At 72.2% G+C, this 14,395-nt stretch carries 14 protein-coding genes; 6 read left to right on the forward strand and 8 right to left on the reverse strand.

Translation table 11 applies throughout. The features are described 5' to 3' along the window. Positions 1–62: 62 nt before the first annotated feature. Positions 63–977: a LysR family transcriptional regulator gene (locus ADK60_RS39475; RefSeq protein ID WP_053651744.1), complete on the reverse strand. Its 915-nt coding sequence runs from the start codon at positions 975–977 to the stop codon at positions 63–65. A 114-nt stretch (positions 978–1,091) separates the two neighbouring features. On the opposite strand from ADK60_RS39475, the gene ADK60_RS39480 reads away from it, so the two are divergent. Together ADK60_RS39480 and ADK60_RS39485 are read left to right on the forward strand one after the other, a co-directional pair. Beyond that, entirely contained in the window at positions 1,092–1,913 is an 822-nt protein-coding gene (locus tag ADK60_RS39480; protein WP_053651746.1) for an inositol monophosphatase family protein, read from the forward strand. Positions 1,914–1,964: 51 nt separating this feature from the next. Continuing rightward, positions 1,965–2,603, forward strand: coding sequence for an NADPH-dependent F420 reductase (locus tag ADK60_RS39485; RefSeq protein ID WP_053651748.1), 639 nt, complete (start codon positions 1,965–1,967; stop codon positions 2,601–2,603). An 18-nt stretch (positions 2,604–2,621) separates the two neighbouring features. Here ADK60_RS39485 and ADK60_RS39490 read toward each other — a convergent pair whose 3' ends face one another. Then, positions 2,622–3,665 (reverse strand): zinc-binding alcohol dehydrogenase family protein, encoded by a 1,044-nt coding sequence (locus ADK60_RS39490; RefSeq protein ID WP_053651749.1) that lies wholly within the window; start codon positions 3,663–3,665, stop codon positions 2,622–2,624. 170 nt (positions 3,666–3,835) lie between these two features. On the opposite strand from ADK60_RS39490, the gene ADK60_RS39495 reads away from it, so the two are divergent. Beyond that, on the forward strand, positions 3,836–4,222 hold the full coding sequence (locus ADK60_RS39495) for a winged helix-turn-helix transcriptional regulator (protein WP_079009073.1): 387 nt from the start codon (positions 3,836–3,838) through the stop codon (positions 4,220–4,222). Between the two features lie 16 nt (positions 4,223–4,238). On the opposite strand, the gene ADK60_RS39500 is transcribed toward ADK60_RS39495, so the two are convergent. Together ADK60_RS39500 and ADK60_RS39505 are read right to left on the reverse strand one after the other, a co-directional pair. Beyond that, a complete protein-coding gene (locus ADK60_RS39500; RefSeq protein WP_079009074.1) occupies positions 4,239–5,315 on the reverse strand; it encodes a Gfo/Idh/MocA family protein in 1,077 nt (358 codons plus the stop codon). A 173-nt stretch (positions 5,316–5,488) separates the two neighbouring features. Further along, positions 5,489–6,478, reverse strand: a complete 990-nt coding sequence (locus ADK60_RS39505) for an aldo/keto reductase (RefSeq protein ID WP_053651751.1) — start codon at positions 6,476–6,478, stop codon at positions 5,489–5,491. A gap of 201 nt (positions 6,479–6,679) precedes the next feature. Between ADK60_RS39505 and ADK60_RS39510 the strand changes: the two genes are divergently transcribed. Then, positions 6,680–8,242 carry an AMP-binding protein gene (locus tag ADK60_RS39510; RefSeq protein ID WP_234371478.1) on the forward strand — a complete coding sequence of 521 codons (1,563 nt, stop codon included), beginning with the start codon at positions 6,680–6,682 and terminating at the stop codon, positions 8,240–8,242. A gap of 16 nt (positions 8,243–8,258) precedes the next feature. On the opposite strand, the gene ADK60_RS39515 is transcribed toward ADK60_RS39510, so the two are convergent. Continuing rightward, entirely contained in the window at positions 8,259–8,633 is a 375-nt protein-coding gene (locus tag ADK60_RS39515) for a hypothetical protein (RefSeq protein ID WP_053651755.1), read from the reverse strand. 269 nt (positions 8,634–8,902) lie between these two features. Between ADK60_RS39515 and ADK60_RS39520 the strand changes: the two genes are divergently transcribed. Then, positions 8,903–9,388: a hypothetical protein gene (locus ADK60_RS39520; protein WP_107084295.1), complete on the forward strand. Its 486-nt coding sequence runs from the start codon at positions 8,903–8,905 to the stop codon at positions 9,386–9,388. A gap of 57 nt (positions 9,389–9,445) precedes the next feature. Here ADK60_RS39520 and ADK60_RS39525 read toward each other — a convergent pair whose 3' ends face one another. After that, positions 9,446–9,940, reverse strand: coding sequence for a DUF1269 domain-containing protein (locus ADK60_RS39525; protein ID WP_234371479.1), 495 nt, complete (start codon positions 9,938–9,940; stop codon positions 9,446–9,448). A 79-nt stretch (positions 9,941–10,019) separates the two neighbouring features. Further along, positions 10,020–10,259 (reverse strand): amphi-Trp domain-containing protein, encoded by a 240-nt coding sequence (locus ADK60_RS39530; RefSeq protein WP_045942700.1) that lies wholly within the window; start codon positions 10,257–10,259, stop codon positions 10,020–10,022. A 439-nt stretch (positions 10,260–10,698) separates the two neighbouring features. Between ADK60_RS39530 and ADK60_RS39535 the strand changes: the two genes are divergently transcribed. Continuing rightward, a complete protein-coding gene (locus ADK60_RS39535; protein WP_234371480.1) occupies positions 10,699–13,302 on the forward strand; it encodes a collagenase in 2,604 nt (867 codons plus the stop codon). A 156-nt stretch (positions 13,303–13,458) separates the two neighbouring features. Here ADK60_RS39535 and ADK60_RS39540 read toward each other — a convergent pair whose 3' ends face one another. After that, positions 13,459–14,250 carry a class I SAM-dependent methyltransferase gene (locus ADK60_RS39540; RefSeq protein WP_053651768.1) on the reverse strand — a complete coding sequence of 264 codons (792 nt, stop codon included), beginning with the start codon at positions 14,248–14,250 and terminating at the stop codon, positions 13,459–13,461. Positions 14,251–14,395 lie beyond the last annotated feature (145 nt).

Genomic DNA, 14,395 nt, shown 5'->3' on the forward strand with positions numbered 1-14,395 from the left:
GCCCCCAGGCCTCTGTCCTGGAGAGCGTGGGCCGATCGACCGCCGTGGTCGCCGATGGGTGGTCAGGGGGCGGCCGGCGCCGCGAACAGTGCCCGGACGGTGTCGGTGGCCAGCTTGCGCAGCCAGGTGTGGGCGCGGTCGTCGTCGTAGCGCTGGTGCCACAGCAGGTACAGCGGGACCTCGGGCAGCGGGAGCGGCAGCGGCAGGGTGACCAGGCCGAGGCGCTCCCGGGCCGTACGGGTGACCGCGTCGGGGACGGTGGCCACCAAGTCGCTGTCGAGGGCGAGTTGCAGGGCGAAGGCGGCGGTGGGCCCGGCGGTGACGACGTGTCGTTCGAGGCCGTGCTGGGCCAGAGCGTCGTCGATCGGGTCGCGCAGACTCCCGCGCCGCGAGACCGTGAGGTGCTCGGCGGCGGCATAGCGCTCGATGCCCGGCGGTCCTTCGGTGAGGGGGTGGCCCGGGCGGACGGCGACGGTCAGCCTGTCGCTGCCGACCAGGTGGTGGCGGAGGTCGGGGAGGGTCGGAACGCCGGAGCCGGACGCGAGGTCGACCTCGCCCCGGCGCAGCTCGGCGTCGTCCGTGCCGGGTTCGGCGGGCAGGCGCAGCCGGACGCCGGGTGCCTGGCGGCGGGCGGCCGTGATCAGGGCGCTGCCGCAGGCGGCGGTCAGGCTGTCGTGCCAGCGCACGGTGAACACCCGCTCCAGCGAGGCCAGTTCGAGCTCCTGCTGGGCCGACAGCAGCTGCTGGGCCTGCTGCACGAGGGTGTGGACCTGGGCGCGCATGGCGAGTGCCCGGGTGGTGGGCACCATGCTGCGGCCGGTGCGGACCAGGATCTGGTCGCCGGTGGCCTTGCGGATCCGGCCCAGGGAGCGGCTCATCGCCGGTGCGGTGACGTGCAGCCGGGCTGCGGCGCCGGCGACGCTGCCCTCCTCCAGCAGGGCGTCCAGGGCGGTGAGGAGGTTCAGGTCCAGTTGCATGGCAGTCACTCTACAAGTGCACAGCATGCACTTGTTGTTAATGACCGGGGGTCCTACCTTCGAAGTGCGGGCGAGCGAGAGACCACCCGCACCATCGAATCCAGGGAGCCTTCCATGAGCACCGCCATGCCTTCCGCGCCTTCCGCCGCCGACCGGGCGCTGCTGTCCGAGGTGTCCGCCGCGGTGAGGACCGCCGGCATCACGCTGCGCGAGCGCCACACCCCGCACGCCCGGGGCGTGAGCCTGGACGAGGTGGTCGCCGAGATCCACGCCAACGACGACGCGGTGCTGGACGTGCTGCGGGAGCCGCTGCTGCGGGCCCGGCCCGGATCGCAGTGGGCCGAGGACGAGCTGGCCGGCGGTGCGCTCCCGCCGGGGGAGTGGTGGGTCGTCGACCCGGCCGAGGGCAACATCAACCACGTGCACGGCATGGACGACTGGTCCGTGACCGCCACCCTGGTCCGCGACAACCGGCCGGTGCTCACCGTCGTCCACCTGCCGCTGACCGGCGACACCTACACCGCCGTGGCCGGTGCGGGTGCCCACCTCAACGGCCGGCCCCTGAAGGTGTCCGCCAAGACCGACCTTGGCGCCGCGCTCATCGGCACCGGCCAGGCCCGGCCCGGCGAGGACGGGCGCACCTTCCGGCGGATCGGCGACTCGGTCACCGCCATGCTGGTCAACGGCCTCGTCGTGCGGGTCTCCGTCCCCGCCACGATGCAGCTGATCCACGTCGCCGCCGGACGCATGGACGCGTTCTGGCAGTTCTCCGACGTCCGCTCCGGTCTGGTGGCCGGCGCCCTGCTGGTCTCGGAGGCCGGCGGCACCGTCACCGACCTGGCGGGCGAGCCCTGGCACACCGGCAGCCGCGACTTCCTGGCCTCCGCGCCCGGCATCCACACCGCCGCCCTCGAGGTCCTCGCGCCGATCGTCTGACCGGACCTCCCCGTTCCTCCTCCGTCCCGATACCGCAAGGAGCACCAACTCGTGACCACCATCGGCATCCTGGGCGCCGGCCGCGTCGGCACCGACCTCGCCCGCAAGCTCTCCGCAGCCGGACACCGCGTCACCCTCGGCGTCCGGAGCCCGGCGGGGACTCCGGCCCCCGCCGCCTTGCCGCACATCACCCTCGCCGACCACCGCACCACCGCCCGCACGGCGCAGGTGGTGATCAACGCGACACCGGGCCACACCTCGCTGGAGCGCCTGGCCGGCCTGCGCGCCGAGCTCGCCGGCAAGATCCTGGTCGACGTCTCCAACGCCACCCACGACGCCGAGGACGGTCTGCCCGGCGCCCTTCGCTACCCCGGCAGCAGCCTTGCCGAGCAGCTCCAGGCCGCCCTCCCCGACACCCGCGTGGTGAAGACCCTCAACACCATGCTGTTCACGGTCATGACCGCCCCCGGAACCCTGGCCACCCCACCGACCGCGTACCTCTCGGGCGACGACCAGGACGCCAAGCGGACCGTCACCGGCCTGCTCGGCGACCTGGGGTGGCAGCCCGGCTGGATCGAGGACCTCGGCGGCATCACCACGGCCCGCGCCACCGAGGCCATGATCCTCGTGGTGCCCCACGTCCTGCGCCGGGACGGCTTCAAGCCCTTCGCCGTCTCCCTCGCCCGCTGAGCCGCCGAGGCCGGGTGCTCACCGGACGAAGCCGGTCAGGGTGGTCTTGCCGATGGTGGCACCGGACTCCTGGCGGCGGTGGGCCTCGCGGAGGTTGGCGGCGTTCACCGGGCCGAGGTCGGTTGTCGCCGTGCTGGTGAGCACGCCGTCGTCGGCCAGCCGGGCCACCCGGTTCAGGATGCGGTGCTGGGCGTCCCGGTCCGGGGTGCGGTGCAGCGAGCGGGTGTACATGAACTCCCAGTGGAACGAGATGCTCTTGGACTTGAGCACGCCGATGTCCAGGGCGCCGAAGTCGTCGATGGCCACGATCGCTCCGAAGGGCTTCAGGGCCTCGGCGTAGGCCGGGAGGTTGTGGTCGGTGCCGACCGTGCTGAACACCAGGTCCACCCCGTCCGGGGCCACCTCGGCCAGCTGCCCGGCCAGCGGCTTCCGGTGGTCGACGATGTGGTGGGCGCCCATCCGACGGGCGAACTCGGAGCTCTCCGGACGGGAGGCCGTGCCGACGACGGTCAGCCCGGTCAGCGCGCGGGCCAGCTGGGAGACCATCGCGCCGACCCCGCCGGCGGCGGCGGTCACCAGCAGGGTGCCGCTGCGGTCGGGGGCGACGGCGGCCTGGCCCAGCCGTTCGAACAGCCCCTCCCAGGCGGTCAGCGCGGTCAGCGGGAGCGCGGCGGCCTCGGCGAAGGAGAGCGAGGAGGGCTTGCGCCCGACGATCCGCTCGTCCACGGCGTGGTACTCGGCGTTGGCGCCCGGTCGGTCGATCGCCCCGGCGTAGTAGACCTCGTCCCCGACCTCGAACAGCTCGACCGCGGAGCCCACCGCGACCACCGTGCCGGCCGCGTCCCAGCCGAGCACCTTCCAGTCGCCCTGCGGGTCGACGTTCCGGCGCACCTTGTGGTCGACCGGGTTCAGCGCCACCGCCTCCACCCGGACCAGCAGGTCCCGCGGACCGGGTTGCGGCACCGGCAGCTCCACGTCCTGCAGGCTGTCCGGGTCCTCGACGGGCAGGCTCGCGCGGTAGGCCACCGCACGCATCGTCGCGGGGATCTCGTTCTTGCTCATCACGGCGTCCTTCGTTGCGGGATGTCGTCCTGTTCCGGCCCTCGGTGCGGGCGGGTGCGGCTCCGGTAGACCTGGCCGGCGCCGGCTCCCGAGGGCCGTCACGACGACGGTACGCAACAGGTAGTGGTAACCCGCAAGGGCTACTAGTTCCTTTTGGGTACTATGGCGATATGACGACGAAAGCGACCCTGCCCCTGGTCCCGGCGGCGTCCGCCGACTGCGATGCGCCGAAGGATGTCTACGCCGCCGCCTGTCCGTGCCGCGACCTGCTCGACCTGCTCGCCAACAAGTGGAGCGCCCTCGCCCTGGGCGCGCTGGAGCAGGGCCCGCAGCGCTTCGGCGCCCTGCGCGCCCGGCTGCAGGGCGTCAGCCCCAAGGTGCTCACCCAGACCCTGCGCCGGCTGGAGGACCACGGCCTGGTGGACCGCGAGGTCTTCGCGGAGGTCCCGCTGCGGGTCGAGTACAGCCTGACCGCGCTCGGCCGCGACGCCTGCGCTCCGCTCGCCCACCTGCGGACCTGGGTGGAGCGGAACATCGACCGCTTCCCGGCGGCCTGAGCCGGACGCCGGCGGGTCACTCTCCCGGGAAGACGACCTCCAGGTCGCGGCGGACGCCGTCCAGGACGCGCATGATGTCCAGTGTCTCGGCGAGCGGCATCAGGTCGGACTCCAGCCGCCCGGCAGCGATGCACCGGGCCGCTTCGGCCGCCTGGTAGCTCATGCCCCCGTCCTGCCGCGCCGGGACGAAGGTGTCGAGCAGCTCGTTGTCCCGGCCGACGAGCCGGATCCGGGCGGCTCCGTAGAAGGGGCCGTCGATCTCCAGGCGGGCACGCGTCCCCGAGATCGAGGCCGAGGTCGGAGTGCGGGCGAAGAGCGTCGTGTTCAGCACACCGTGCGCACCGGACCCGGTGGTCACGATGATCGAGGCCTGCCCGTCGACACCGGTGAAGGCCTTGGTGCCCACCGCCGTGACCGAGGCGAACGGCCCGAGCACCATCGAGGCGAAGGAGACCGGGTAGACGCCGAGGTCGAGAAGGGCTCCGCCCGCCAGCTCGGGGGCGAACATACGGTGCGCCGGGTCGGGATCCATTCGCTGGCCGTGGTCGGCCGTGACGGTGTGCACCTCGCCGAGCAGCCCGGACCCGAGCACCTGGCGGACCACGTCGATGTGCGGCAGGAAGCGTGTCCACATCGCCTCCATCAGGAACACCCCGCGCTCGCGGGCTGCCTCGACCAACTGCTCGGCCTCGCGGGCGTTGCGCGTGAACGCCTTCTCCACGAGGACGTGCCGGCCCGCCTCGATCGCCTGCATCGCGTGCTCGAAGTGGGCCGAGTGCGGCGAAGCGACGTAGACGATGTCCACCTCGTCGTTCTCGACGAGATCGGCGTACCGTCCGTGGGCCGTGGGTATGCCGAACCGGTCGGCGAACGCGCGGGCTCGCGCGGCGTCGCGCGAGCCGACCGCCACGACCTGCTGCCCGGTGTGCTTCTGCAAGGTCTCCGTGAAGTGGGCCGCGATCCCGCCCGGTGCCATCACCCCCCAGTTCAGGGCCGGTGCTTCCCGGGGCGAGGGGGTCCGGGGCGCGGGCAGCACGGCGCCCGCCGTCCCGTCCGCCGCTGCGTCTGCGACGACCGACCGGTCCTGCGTCATGGGGGGTTCCTCTCGGTGGACGGGCGAAGGCGGTGCGCGCGGGGTCGCGACGGTGTTCCGGACCCGCCGCACGCGGCCCCGCGATCGGAGCGATCGTCAGACTACGACGACCGCGTTCGCCCGCCGGAAGGCCCCCGCCGCTGTGCGGCGCCGGACCGGTCGGCGGCGGCCGGTCAGCGGTTCACCGTGCGCATCCCGTCCTCGTCGTAGCGCTCGCCCTCGACCGGGGGCAGCTCGGCCTCGATGCGGGCCAGGTCCTCGGCGGTCAGCTCGACGTCGACCGCGCCCGCGTTCTGCTCCAGGTAGGTGCGGCGCTTGGTGCCCGGGATCGGCACGAGGTCCTCGCCGCGGGCCAGTACCCAGGCGATCGCCAGTTGGGCCGGGGTGACCTCCTTCTCCGCGGCGATCTCCTTCACCTTGTCGGCGAGCCGGAGGTTGGCCGCCAGGTTGGCCTCGGCGAAGCGCGGGTTGGTGCGGCGGAAGTCGTCCTTGTCGAGCTCGTCCGGGGAGCTGAAGCGGCCCGCGAGGAAGCCGCGGCCGAGCGGGGAGTACGGCACGAAGCCGATTCCGAGCTCCCGGCAGGTGGGGAGCACCTCGGCCTCCACGTCCCGGGTCCAGAGCGAGTACTCGCTCTGGACGGCGGTGACCGGGTGGACGGCGTGGGCGCGGCGGATGGTCTCGGCGCTCGCCTCGCTCAGCCCGATGTGGCGCACCTTTCCCTCGGCGACGAGTTCGCCGAGCGCGCCGACGGTCTCCTCGATGGGCACGGTCGGGTCGACCCGGTGCTGGTAGTACAGATCGATGCGGTCGGTCCCGAGCCGCGCGAGTGAGCCGTGGACGGAACCGCGGACGTGCTCGGCCGAGCCGTCCTGGCGGCCCACGGTCGACATGTCGCCCGGAACGGCGCTGTCCATACGGTAGTTGAACTTGGTGGCGATCACGTACTCGTCACGGTGCCCCCGGACGGCCTCGCCGACCAGGGACTCGTTGGTGAGCGGTCCGTAGACCTGCGCCGTGTCGAGGAAGGTGATGCCGAGGTCCAGCGCGCGCCGGACGGTCGCGACGCCCTCGTCCTGGTCGGCCGTGCCGTAGAAGGCGGACATCCCCATGCAGCCGAGGCCGATGGCCGACACCTGGAGGTCCCGCAGACTGCGCTGTCGCATATGGCGTTCAGGCCCTTCGTCTCTGGTCGTTCGTTCCTGCCGCGGCCCGGCATCGACGCCTTCCGGCACCCCGGTCCGGGCGACCGCCCGGCCACGTCCGCTCGAGAGGACTGTCGGGAGGACTGTACGGTGTGCCGCGCTCCCGGGAACCGACCGAGCGTCGGTCCGGCGTGCCGCCCGGCACCCGGCTAGCCTGGGCCCATGGTTGCTGCCTACCAGGAAGAAGTGGCCATGAGCGACGCGGAGTTCATCAGCGCACCCGCCCTCGTCCTGCGGTCCCTCGCCCGGGATCCCGATCGGCCGGCCGTCACCACCGCCGACGGCGCCACCCTCACCGCCGGCGAGTTCGCCGCCACCGCCTACCGCCTGGCCCACGAGCTCGTCGCCCGCGGCGTCACCCGGGGCGACACCGTCGCCCTCCTCACCGGCAACACCCCCGAGGCGCTCGCCGCCCGCTACGCCGTCGGCGTCGCGGGCGCCCGGGTGGTCAACCTCTACGACGGGATGAGCACCGCCGTCCTCGCCGGGATCGTCGCCAGTGTCGACACCGCCGTCCTCCTCGTCGACGCCGAACGGTACGCGGAGGCAAGGGAGTTGACCGCCCTGGTCGAGGTGCCGACGGTGCTCGCCCTGGGTCCGGGCCCCGCCGCGGTCGGCGAGGACGCGATCGCGGCCTCCGCCCGCCGGCCGGCCGAACCCCCGGCCGTGCGGATCGGCCCGCAGGACCACCTGGGCATCCGACACACCGGCGGCACCACCGGCATCCCCAAGGGCATCCTCAGCCTGCACGGCCCCTACCGCCGGGCGTTCGACGTCCCCTTCGGCCCGGACGGGAAGGCGCCCCGCTTCCTCGCCGCCACCTCGCTCGCCCATCTCGCGGGAGTGCTCAGTGATCTGACGCTCCATCACGGGGGATCGGTGTTCCTTCAGCGCTCCTTCGACCCCGGCGAGGTGCTGGCCGCCGTCGAACGCGAGCGCATCACCGACCTCTGGGTCCTGCCGCCGCTGCTCCACCGGCTGCTGGACCACCCGTCGATCACCGGCACCGACCTCTCCAGCCTGCACCGCGTCAGTTACGGCGGCTGCGTCGCCTCCCCGACCCGGGTCCGCGAAGCCATCAAGGTGTTCGGGCCGATCCTGACCAGCGGCTACGGGATGTCGGAGGCGCAGAACATCGCCGTCCTCGCCCCGGAGGAGCACGACCGGACCGGGCCCGACGGACAGCTCTCCGTCGGCCGCCCCCTCCCTGGCGTCGAGGTGGCGATCCGCTCCGCCGACGGCGCCCGGCTGCCGGCCGGGGAGCAGGGCGAGATCCACGTCCGCTCGCACTCCCTCATGGCGGGGTACTGGAAGCGCCCCGAGCTCACCGCCGAGGTGCTGCGCGACGGCTGGCTGAACACCGGCGACATCGGCCACCTCGACCGGGACGGCTACCTCTACCTGGCCGACCGGCGCACGGACCGGATCATCGTGGTCGGCGGCCACGTCTACCCGTCCGAGGTGGAGGAACTGCTGCTCACCCACCCGGCCGTGGCCCAGTGCGCCGTCCTCGGTGTGCGCGACGCGCAGCAGACCGAGCACGTCCACGCCGTGGTCGTCCCCGCGCCCGGGCGGCACCCGGAACTGGAGGAGGTCCGCGTCTTCGTCACCACCCGCAAGGGCCGGATCTACGCGCCGGAGGCGCTGCACCTGGTGCCCGAGATCCCGCTCACCTCCGCGGGCAAGCCGGACAAGAAGCGCCTGCGGGCGAAGCTCGCGGGCTGACCCCCGGCCGACCGCCTCACAGGAGCGTGAGCACGTCCTGGTGCGCTCCGTCGAGGACGAGGCCGTTGTCCCACCGGACCCGGACCGTCACCCGCTTCCCGCGCTCGCGGTGGGCGGTCCACTCCGGTTCCAGCTCGGCGATCTCCGCCTCCAGCCGCTCCCGGCTGCCCGTCGGCATGGTGTGCCCGTAGTCCTCGAACAGTGCCTTGAGGCGCTGGTACTCGCGGACCTCGTGGCTCTCCGGGAGTTCCCCGTCCACCCGCTCGACGGTGCCCTCGATGCCGGCGCCGAGCGCGAGGAACCCGACCGCGGCCCCGGGCTCCCCGGCGAAGGCCTCGCCGATTCCGAGGTCCTCCGCCAACCGGACCCGCCGGCCTTCCTCCAGGGTCATCCGTCCGCTGCCTTTCCGTCGTTCCGGTGCCGCCGCCGACCCGGCGGGCCCGCGACCCGGCCATTATCCGCGCCGCGGGGTCCTCACCTGTCCGTGGCCCGCGCCTGTCCGTGGCCCGCACCGGGACGGTACGACGTACGGCCGGTCGTCACGCGAAATTCACAAACCGGCGTCTACTCGCATAGACCGGAAATGGGCCATCCTGGTGCGGCATTCGCGGGCGAGTCCGAGGTCCACCACACCCTCATCTGGAGAAGCCGATGAAGCCGATGAAGCCACGTACCGCAGCCACCGCAGCCACCGTCGTCGCCCTGGCCCTGGCGGGTCTCGCCGTCTCGGCGCCCACGGCCGGCGCCAGCGGCACCAAGCTGTCGCAGGCGACGGCGGCCAGTCAGTTCCGGAGCGCCGGCATCACCTGGAGCTCCAGCGGCGGCTGCACCACCCGCTCCAACTCCACCTGCACCTCGTTCGAGCAGATCAACTCGGGCACGGTGAGCACGATCATCACCCTCAAGCAGTCCAGCGGCTGCGCCATCAACATCACGGGCGGGACCGAGGTCGGCCACGCCTCCGGCACCTACAGCCACTACAACGGCTACAAGGTCGACATCTCCCGCAGCTCCTGCATCGACGGCTACATCCAGAACAGCTTCACCTACATCGGCCTGCGCGGCGACGGCTACCCGCAGTGGAAGGCCGCCTCCGGCAACCTCTACTGCAACGAGGGCAGCCACTGGGACATCCTGGTCTACTGACGCCGGTCCACGGGGGGCCGGCCGCTCCGGCCGGCCCCCCGTCCGCCTCAGGGGCGCTCACTCGCCCTCGGTGAACGCCTCCCGCAGCCGGGCCTCCTCCTCGGCCGAGAGGTTCGTCTCCAGGAGCTCGGCGTGCCGGCCGTCGAACTCCGCCCTCACCCGGTCGACCACGGCGTCCGAGCTGAGCACGAACAGCGCCGAGGTGCCCGGGGTGACCTTCTCCCGCACCTGTCGCACGAAGTCGTCGTCGATACCGACATGCGCGAGGTGCCCCCCGAGCGCACCCCCGGCCGCGCCCAGCGCCGCGCCGAGCAGGGGGACGAAGAAGATCAGCCCGAGGATGAAGCCCCAGAAGGCGCCACCCACGGCTCCCATGCCGACCATGTCGCCCAGATGGCGGGTCCTGGGCTTCCTGGCGCCGTCCGGCCAACTGACCACGGCGCCGTCCTGGACCTTGATCAGCTCCTGCCGCTGGAGCTTCTGCAGGGTGTCGAGAGCTTCGTCGGCCCCGGTCGCGGTGGGAAAACGCCAGACCGTCAGGGTCGCCATCATGGACTCCGATCGCAGGGGAATGCCCGAAGCCCCATCGTCGTCCCGGGCGCCGGACGCCGCCACGCGTGGGCCGCGGGTGTCAGTGCTCGGGGGATCCGGTGTGCCAGGTCAGCTCGATCTCCAGCTCGACCTTGCCGTCCTCCAGCTCGACCTCGATCTCGGTGGAGAGTTCGTCGGGGATCCGCAGGGTCAGCCTTCCCGGTCCGAGTTCCAGCTCGGCCTGGCCGCCGCGCCTGAGCGCGGCCGCGAGGGCCTCCAGCTGATCGGCGGCCTCGGCGCGCGACAGGGTGCGCTTCTGGGTGAACTCGAGGTCCTTCACGGGTGCCTCCCGCTCCCGGTGGAATCAGTGGCCCGGGCAAATCAGCGGCCTCTCCCCATTCTGGTTCCGTTTCCTCCCGTCGGCCCGCCGGGCGGTGGGGCGCGGACCGGGTGGCAGGGAGGGTGTGCGTCCACGGGCTGGGACAGGGGACGAGTACTTTTCGTGTTCCGCCGGTCGCGCTCGGGAAAGCCGTACACATGCCTTCGGGTGCGGAGCTGCGGCGCTCGGAGAGGCGGGCCGGGCCCGGTGTCACGGTGGGCCGGGGGTCGAGGACTTGGTTCCGTGCCATGTCTTCCACGGCAATGTGAAGTATGCAATTGTACATGCCACACTTCACCGCACCGATGGTGTGCCGATCCCCGCGGCCTGCCCTTCGACGGTCCCCACCCATGCCCGGTCGTGACCCCACGACGCCCGGGTACAGCTCGGAGGCCCCCACTTGAGTCCCATCCGCATACCCGGCCTGCCGCAACTGGCAAGGCTTTTGACCCTCGTTCTGGCGCTGTGCACAGTGCTCGCCGTGTTCGCCCCCGGCAGCCACGCCGCCCCGACGGCCGCCCCCACGGCCCCGGGCAGCACCGGCACCGGAACCCTGGCACCGCAGCCCGCCGCCGGAACCTCCCCGTACACCGGGGAGGCCGACCGGGGCACGTCCGTCCCGGCCAGGAACCGGGCACCGTTCAACGCCCCGCTGGACGCGGTGGCTTCGGCCCAGTCCCTCGGCCTGAACACCAGCACCACCGGCCGGACCCCGTCCTCCGGGACCGCCGCGAAGTCCCTCGGCAACGCGGCGCCCTCGGCCGCCGGATCCGCCGAAGCCGCCTGCAACGTCTCGGACTTCACCTCGCGCACCGGTGACGCCCTGGTCCAGCAGGTCAAGGCCGCCACCAGCGACTGCGTCAACCAGCTGTTCAACCTCACCGGCAACGACGCCTACTGGGCGTTCCGCGAGGCCCAGATGGTGAGCGTCGCCGACGCGCTGCGCTCCTCGGCGTCGGTCTACCCGGGCGACAACAGCACCTCGGTCGCGCAGTTGGTGCTCTTCCTGCGGGCCGGCTACTTCGTGCAGTGGTACCACGCGTCCGACGTCGGCACCTACGGCACCGCCCTGCAGAGCTCGATCCGCGGCGCGCTGGACTCCTTCTTCAACAGCGCCCGTTCGCGCGACCTGACCGCCGCCAACGCCGCGATCCTCGGCGAGACGGTCACCCTGATCGACAGCGCGCAGGAGAACAGCCGCTACTTGCCGGTGGTCAAGCGGATCCTGGCCGACTACAACCCCGCCACCCACAACGGCGTCAAGGGCATGGCCGGAGCGGTCAACAGCGTCTTCAGCGTGCTGTTCCGCGGCCACCAGCTGGCGAACTTCCAGACCGCCGTCGCCGCCGACCCGTCGCTGCTCGACACCCTCTACAACTTCGCCGCCGTCAACGGCTCCCTCTACGGCACCGACTTCGGCTACCTGCCCTACAACGCGACCCGCGAACTCGGCCGCTTTGTCCAGTACACCGCGCTGCAGCCCAAGGTCCGCCCGCTGCTCAAGGGCCTGGCCGAGCAGAGCTCCCCGAGCGGACGGACGGCCTACCAGTGGGCCGCCGTCGCGGAGATGGCCACCGAGTACGACGCCGACAACAGCGCCTACTACGGAACCACCGACGCGGCCGCGCGCCTGCGCTCCGGCCTCCTGGCCACCACCTTCACCTGCTCGTCGAGCATCCGGATCATCGCCCAGCAGGCGACCTCCGACAACCTGAACGCCGCCTGCCGCAGCCTCACCTCCCAGGACGCCTACTTCCACACGGTGGCCAAGGACAACGGCGCGGTCGCGGACGACCGGAACACCACCATCGAGGTCGTCGTCTTCGACAGCCCCTTCGACTACCAGGTGTTCGCCGCCTCCATCTACGGCATCAACACCGACAACGGCGGCATGTACCTCGAGGGCAAGCCGAACGTGGCCGGCAACCAGCCGCGCTTCCTCGCCTACGAGGCGCCCTTCGCCAAGCCCGCGTTCGAGGTGTGGAACCTCAACCACGAGTACACCCACTACCTCGACGGCCGCTTCGACATGTACGGCGACTTCGACTCCGGCGTGACCACCCCCACCATCTGGTGGATCGAGGGCTTCGCCGAGTACGTCTCCTACTCCTACCGCAAGCTCAACTACGACGCGGCGATCACCGCGGCGGGCCTGCACACCTACAAGCTCTCCACCCTCTTCGACACCACCTACGAGAACACCAACACCGAGCGCACCTACCGCTGGGGCTACCTCGCGGTGCGCTACATGCTGGAGCAGCACCGCAACGACGTCGACGCCGTGCTCGCCAAGTACCGCACCGGTGACTGGAACGGCGCCCGCGCCGTCCTCAAGACCACCATCGGCACCCGCTACGACGCCGACTTCGACACCTGGCTCACCGCCTGCGCCGCCGGCGCCTGCGCCAACACCACCCCGCCCGGCAACCGGGCGCCCACCGCGGCCTTCACCGCCTCGGTCAACGGACGCAGCGTCAACCTGACCGACCTGTCCACCGACCCGGACGGCACCGTCGTGAGCCGGACCTGGAGCTTCGGCGACGGCACCGGCTCCACCGCCGCCAACCCCTACAAGACCTACCAGAGCCCCGGCACCTACACCGTCACCCTGACCGTCGTCGACGACAAGGGCGCCAAGGCCACCACCAGCCGCAGCCTGGTGATCACCACCGCGAGCGAGTGCGCCAACCCCGACACCCGCGTCCTCGACCGCAACTGCGCGCGCAGCAACGTCTCCGCGACCACCGGGAACTACGCCCACTTCTACCTCTACGTGCCGGCCGGCACGCAGAACATCACCGTCAGCACCAGCGGCGGCACCGGCAACGCCGACCTCTACTACGACTGGGGCAACTGGGCGACCAAGAACAGCTACGTCACCCGCTCGGCCAAGGCCGGCAACACCGAGACCCTGACCATCACCAACCCCCCGACCGGCTACGTCTACTTCAGCCTCCTCGCGGAGGAGGGCTTCAACGGAGTGACCGTCACTTCCCGCTACTGACCCTCGGCCCCCTGATGCCGGCCCCGTGACCCGGGCCGCGCAGGTCCACCCTTTCCCCGGCAGGCGGCCGGGGAACGGGCCCCTGGGACACACCGGCCGCCCGACCCCCTCCCCGGGGCCGGGCGGCCGGTGCCGTGTGCGCTGGGGCGCGGGTCGTCAGGCGCGGGCGGTGAGGATCGCGACCCGCACGTGTTCGGTGAAGGTGTCCTGGTCGGCGGGCAGGCACTGCCGGATGTACTCCGCGAACGCGGGGCGGTCCTCGGGCGCGGGCAGCCGGTCGGCGGGGACGGCGGAGCAGACGCCGCCGACGAGCTGCTCCAGGGTGAGTTCGTCGGTGTACTCGACGACGATCTCCCGGACCTCGGCGAGGCCGGCCGCGCGCAAGGCCAGCCGGTACTGGTCGCGGTCCTGGGCCAGGGTGCCGCACGACGGCGCCAGGACGGTGCCGAAGTACCGTTCCAGACCGGCCCGGAGAGCCGGTGACCAGCTGTTCTCCTGGAGCCAGAGCGGGGTGCCGTTGGCCGCGACGGCGATTCCGCCGCCGGGCCGCAGGAGTGGGACGAGCGCGTCGAACAGCTCGTCGTGCCGCATCCAGTGGATCGCGTTGCCGATCACGGTCATCGCCAATGAGTTCACGCCGAGCAGGGCCCGGAGGGCGGGGACGTCGCGGTCGCCGCCGAGTATCCACGTCGCGTTGCCGATGCCCCGTTCGGCCGCCGCGTCGCCCGCGAGGCGGAGCATGTCGGGTTCCGGATCCATGCCGATGACGGACCGGACCCGGTCGGCCAGGGGCAGGGCGAGCTGGCCGGTGCCGCAGCCGAGGTCCAGGACCACGTCGTCCGAACCGAGGCCGAAGGCCTCCTGCAGCGCGTCGACGGCCTGCGGTGGGTAGCCGCGGCGGTACTTCGCGTAGTAACCGGCAACGTCACCGCTGAATGCCCGAGTCATGGCCACCACCCTGTCACCCCGGCGCGAGGGCGGGACAGGCCTCCGGTCCGCTGATCGCTGACGGCGGAAATCCCCCACGCGACGGTGGGCAGGGCGCGACGTCACACGGGCGGGGGTGGTCGCCGCGGGGGTGTCGGGGGCGGGG

The sequence above is a fragment of the Streptomyces sp. XY431 genome (assembly GCF_001279805.1).
GTDB classification, from domain to species: Bacteria; Actinomycetota; Actinomycetes; order Streptomycetales; family Streptomycetaceae; genus Kitasatospora; species Kitasatospora purpeofusca.

What these genes read in the sequence shown, in the direction of transcription:
- ADK60_RS39525 (WP_234371479.1), bottom strand. Translation starts at nt 9,940, where the DNA reads ATGATGGCGACCCTGACGGTCTGGCGTTTTCCCACCGCGACCGGGGCC.
- ADK60_RS39475 (WP_053651744.1), bottom strand. Translation starts at nt 977, where the DNA reads ATGCAACTGGACCTGAACCTCCTCACCGCCCTGGACGCCCTGCTGGAG.
- ADK60_RS39515 (WP_053651755.1), bottom strand. Translation starts at nt 8,633, where the DNA reads ATGACCCTGGAGGAAGGCCGGCGGGTCCGGTTGGCGGAGGACCTCGGA.
- ADK60_RS39510 (WP_234371478.1), top strand. Translation starts at nt 6,680, where the DNA reads ATGGTTGCTGCCTACCAGGAAGAAGTGGCCATGAGCGACGCGGAGTTC.
- ADK60_RS39495 (WP_079009073.1), top strand. Translation starts at nt 3,836, where the DNA reads ATGACGACGAAAGCGACCCTGCCCCTGGTCCCGGCGGCGTCCGCCGAC.
- ADK60_RS39520 (WP_107084295.1), top strand. Translation starts at nt 8,903, where the DNA reads ATGAAGCCACGTACCGCAGCCACCGCAGCCACCGTCGTCGCCCTGGCC.
- ADK60_RS39505 (WP_053651751.1), bottom strand. Translation starts at nt 6,478, where the DNA reads ATGCGACAGCGCAGTCTGCGGGACCTCCAGGTGTCGGCCATCGGCCTC.
- ADK60_RS39500 (WP_079009074.1), bottom strand. Translation starts at nt 5,315, where the DNA reads ATGACGCAGGACCGGTCGGTCGTCGCAGACGCAGCGGCGGACGGGACG.
- ADK60_RS39480 (WP_053651746.1), top strand. Translation starts at nt 1,092, where the DNA reads ATGAGCACCGCCATGCCTTCCGCGCCTTCCGCCGCCGACCGGGCGCTG.
- ADK60_RS39490 (WP_053651749.1), bottom strand. Translation starts at nt 3,665, where the DNA reads ATGAGCAAGAACGAGATCCCCGCGACGATGCGTGCGGTGGCCTACCGC.
- ADK60_RS39540 (WP_053651768.1), bottom strand. Translation starts at nt 14,250, where the DNA reads ATGACTCGGGCATTCAGCGGTGACGTTGCCGGTTACTACGCGAAGTAC.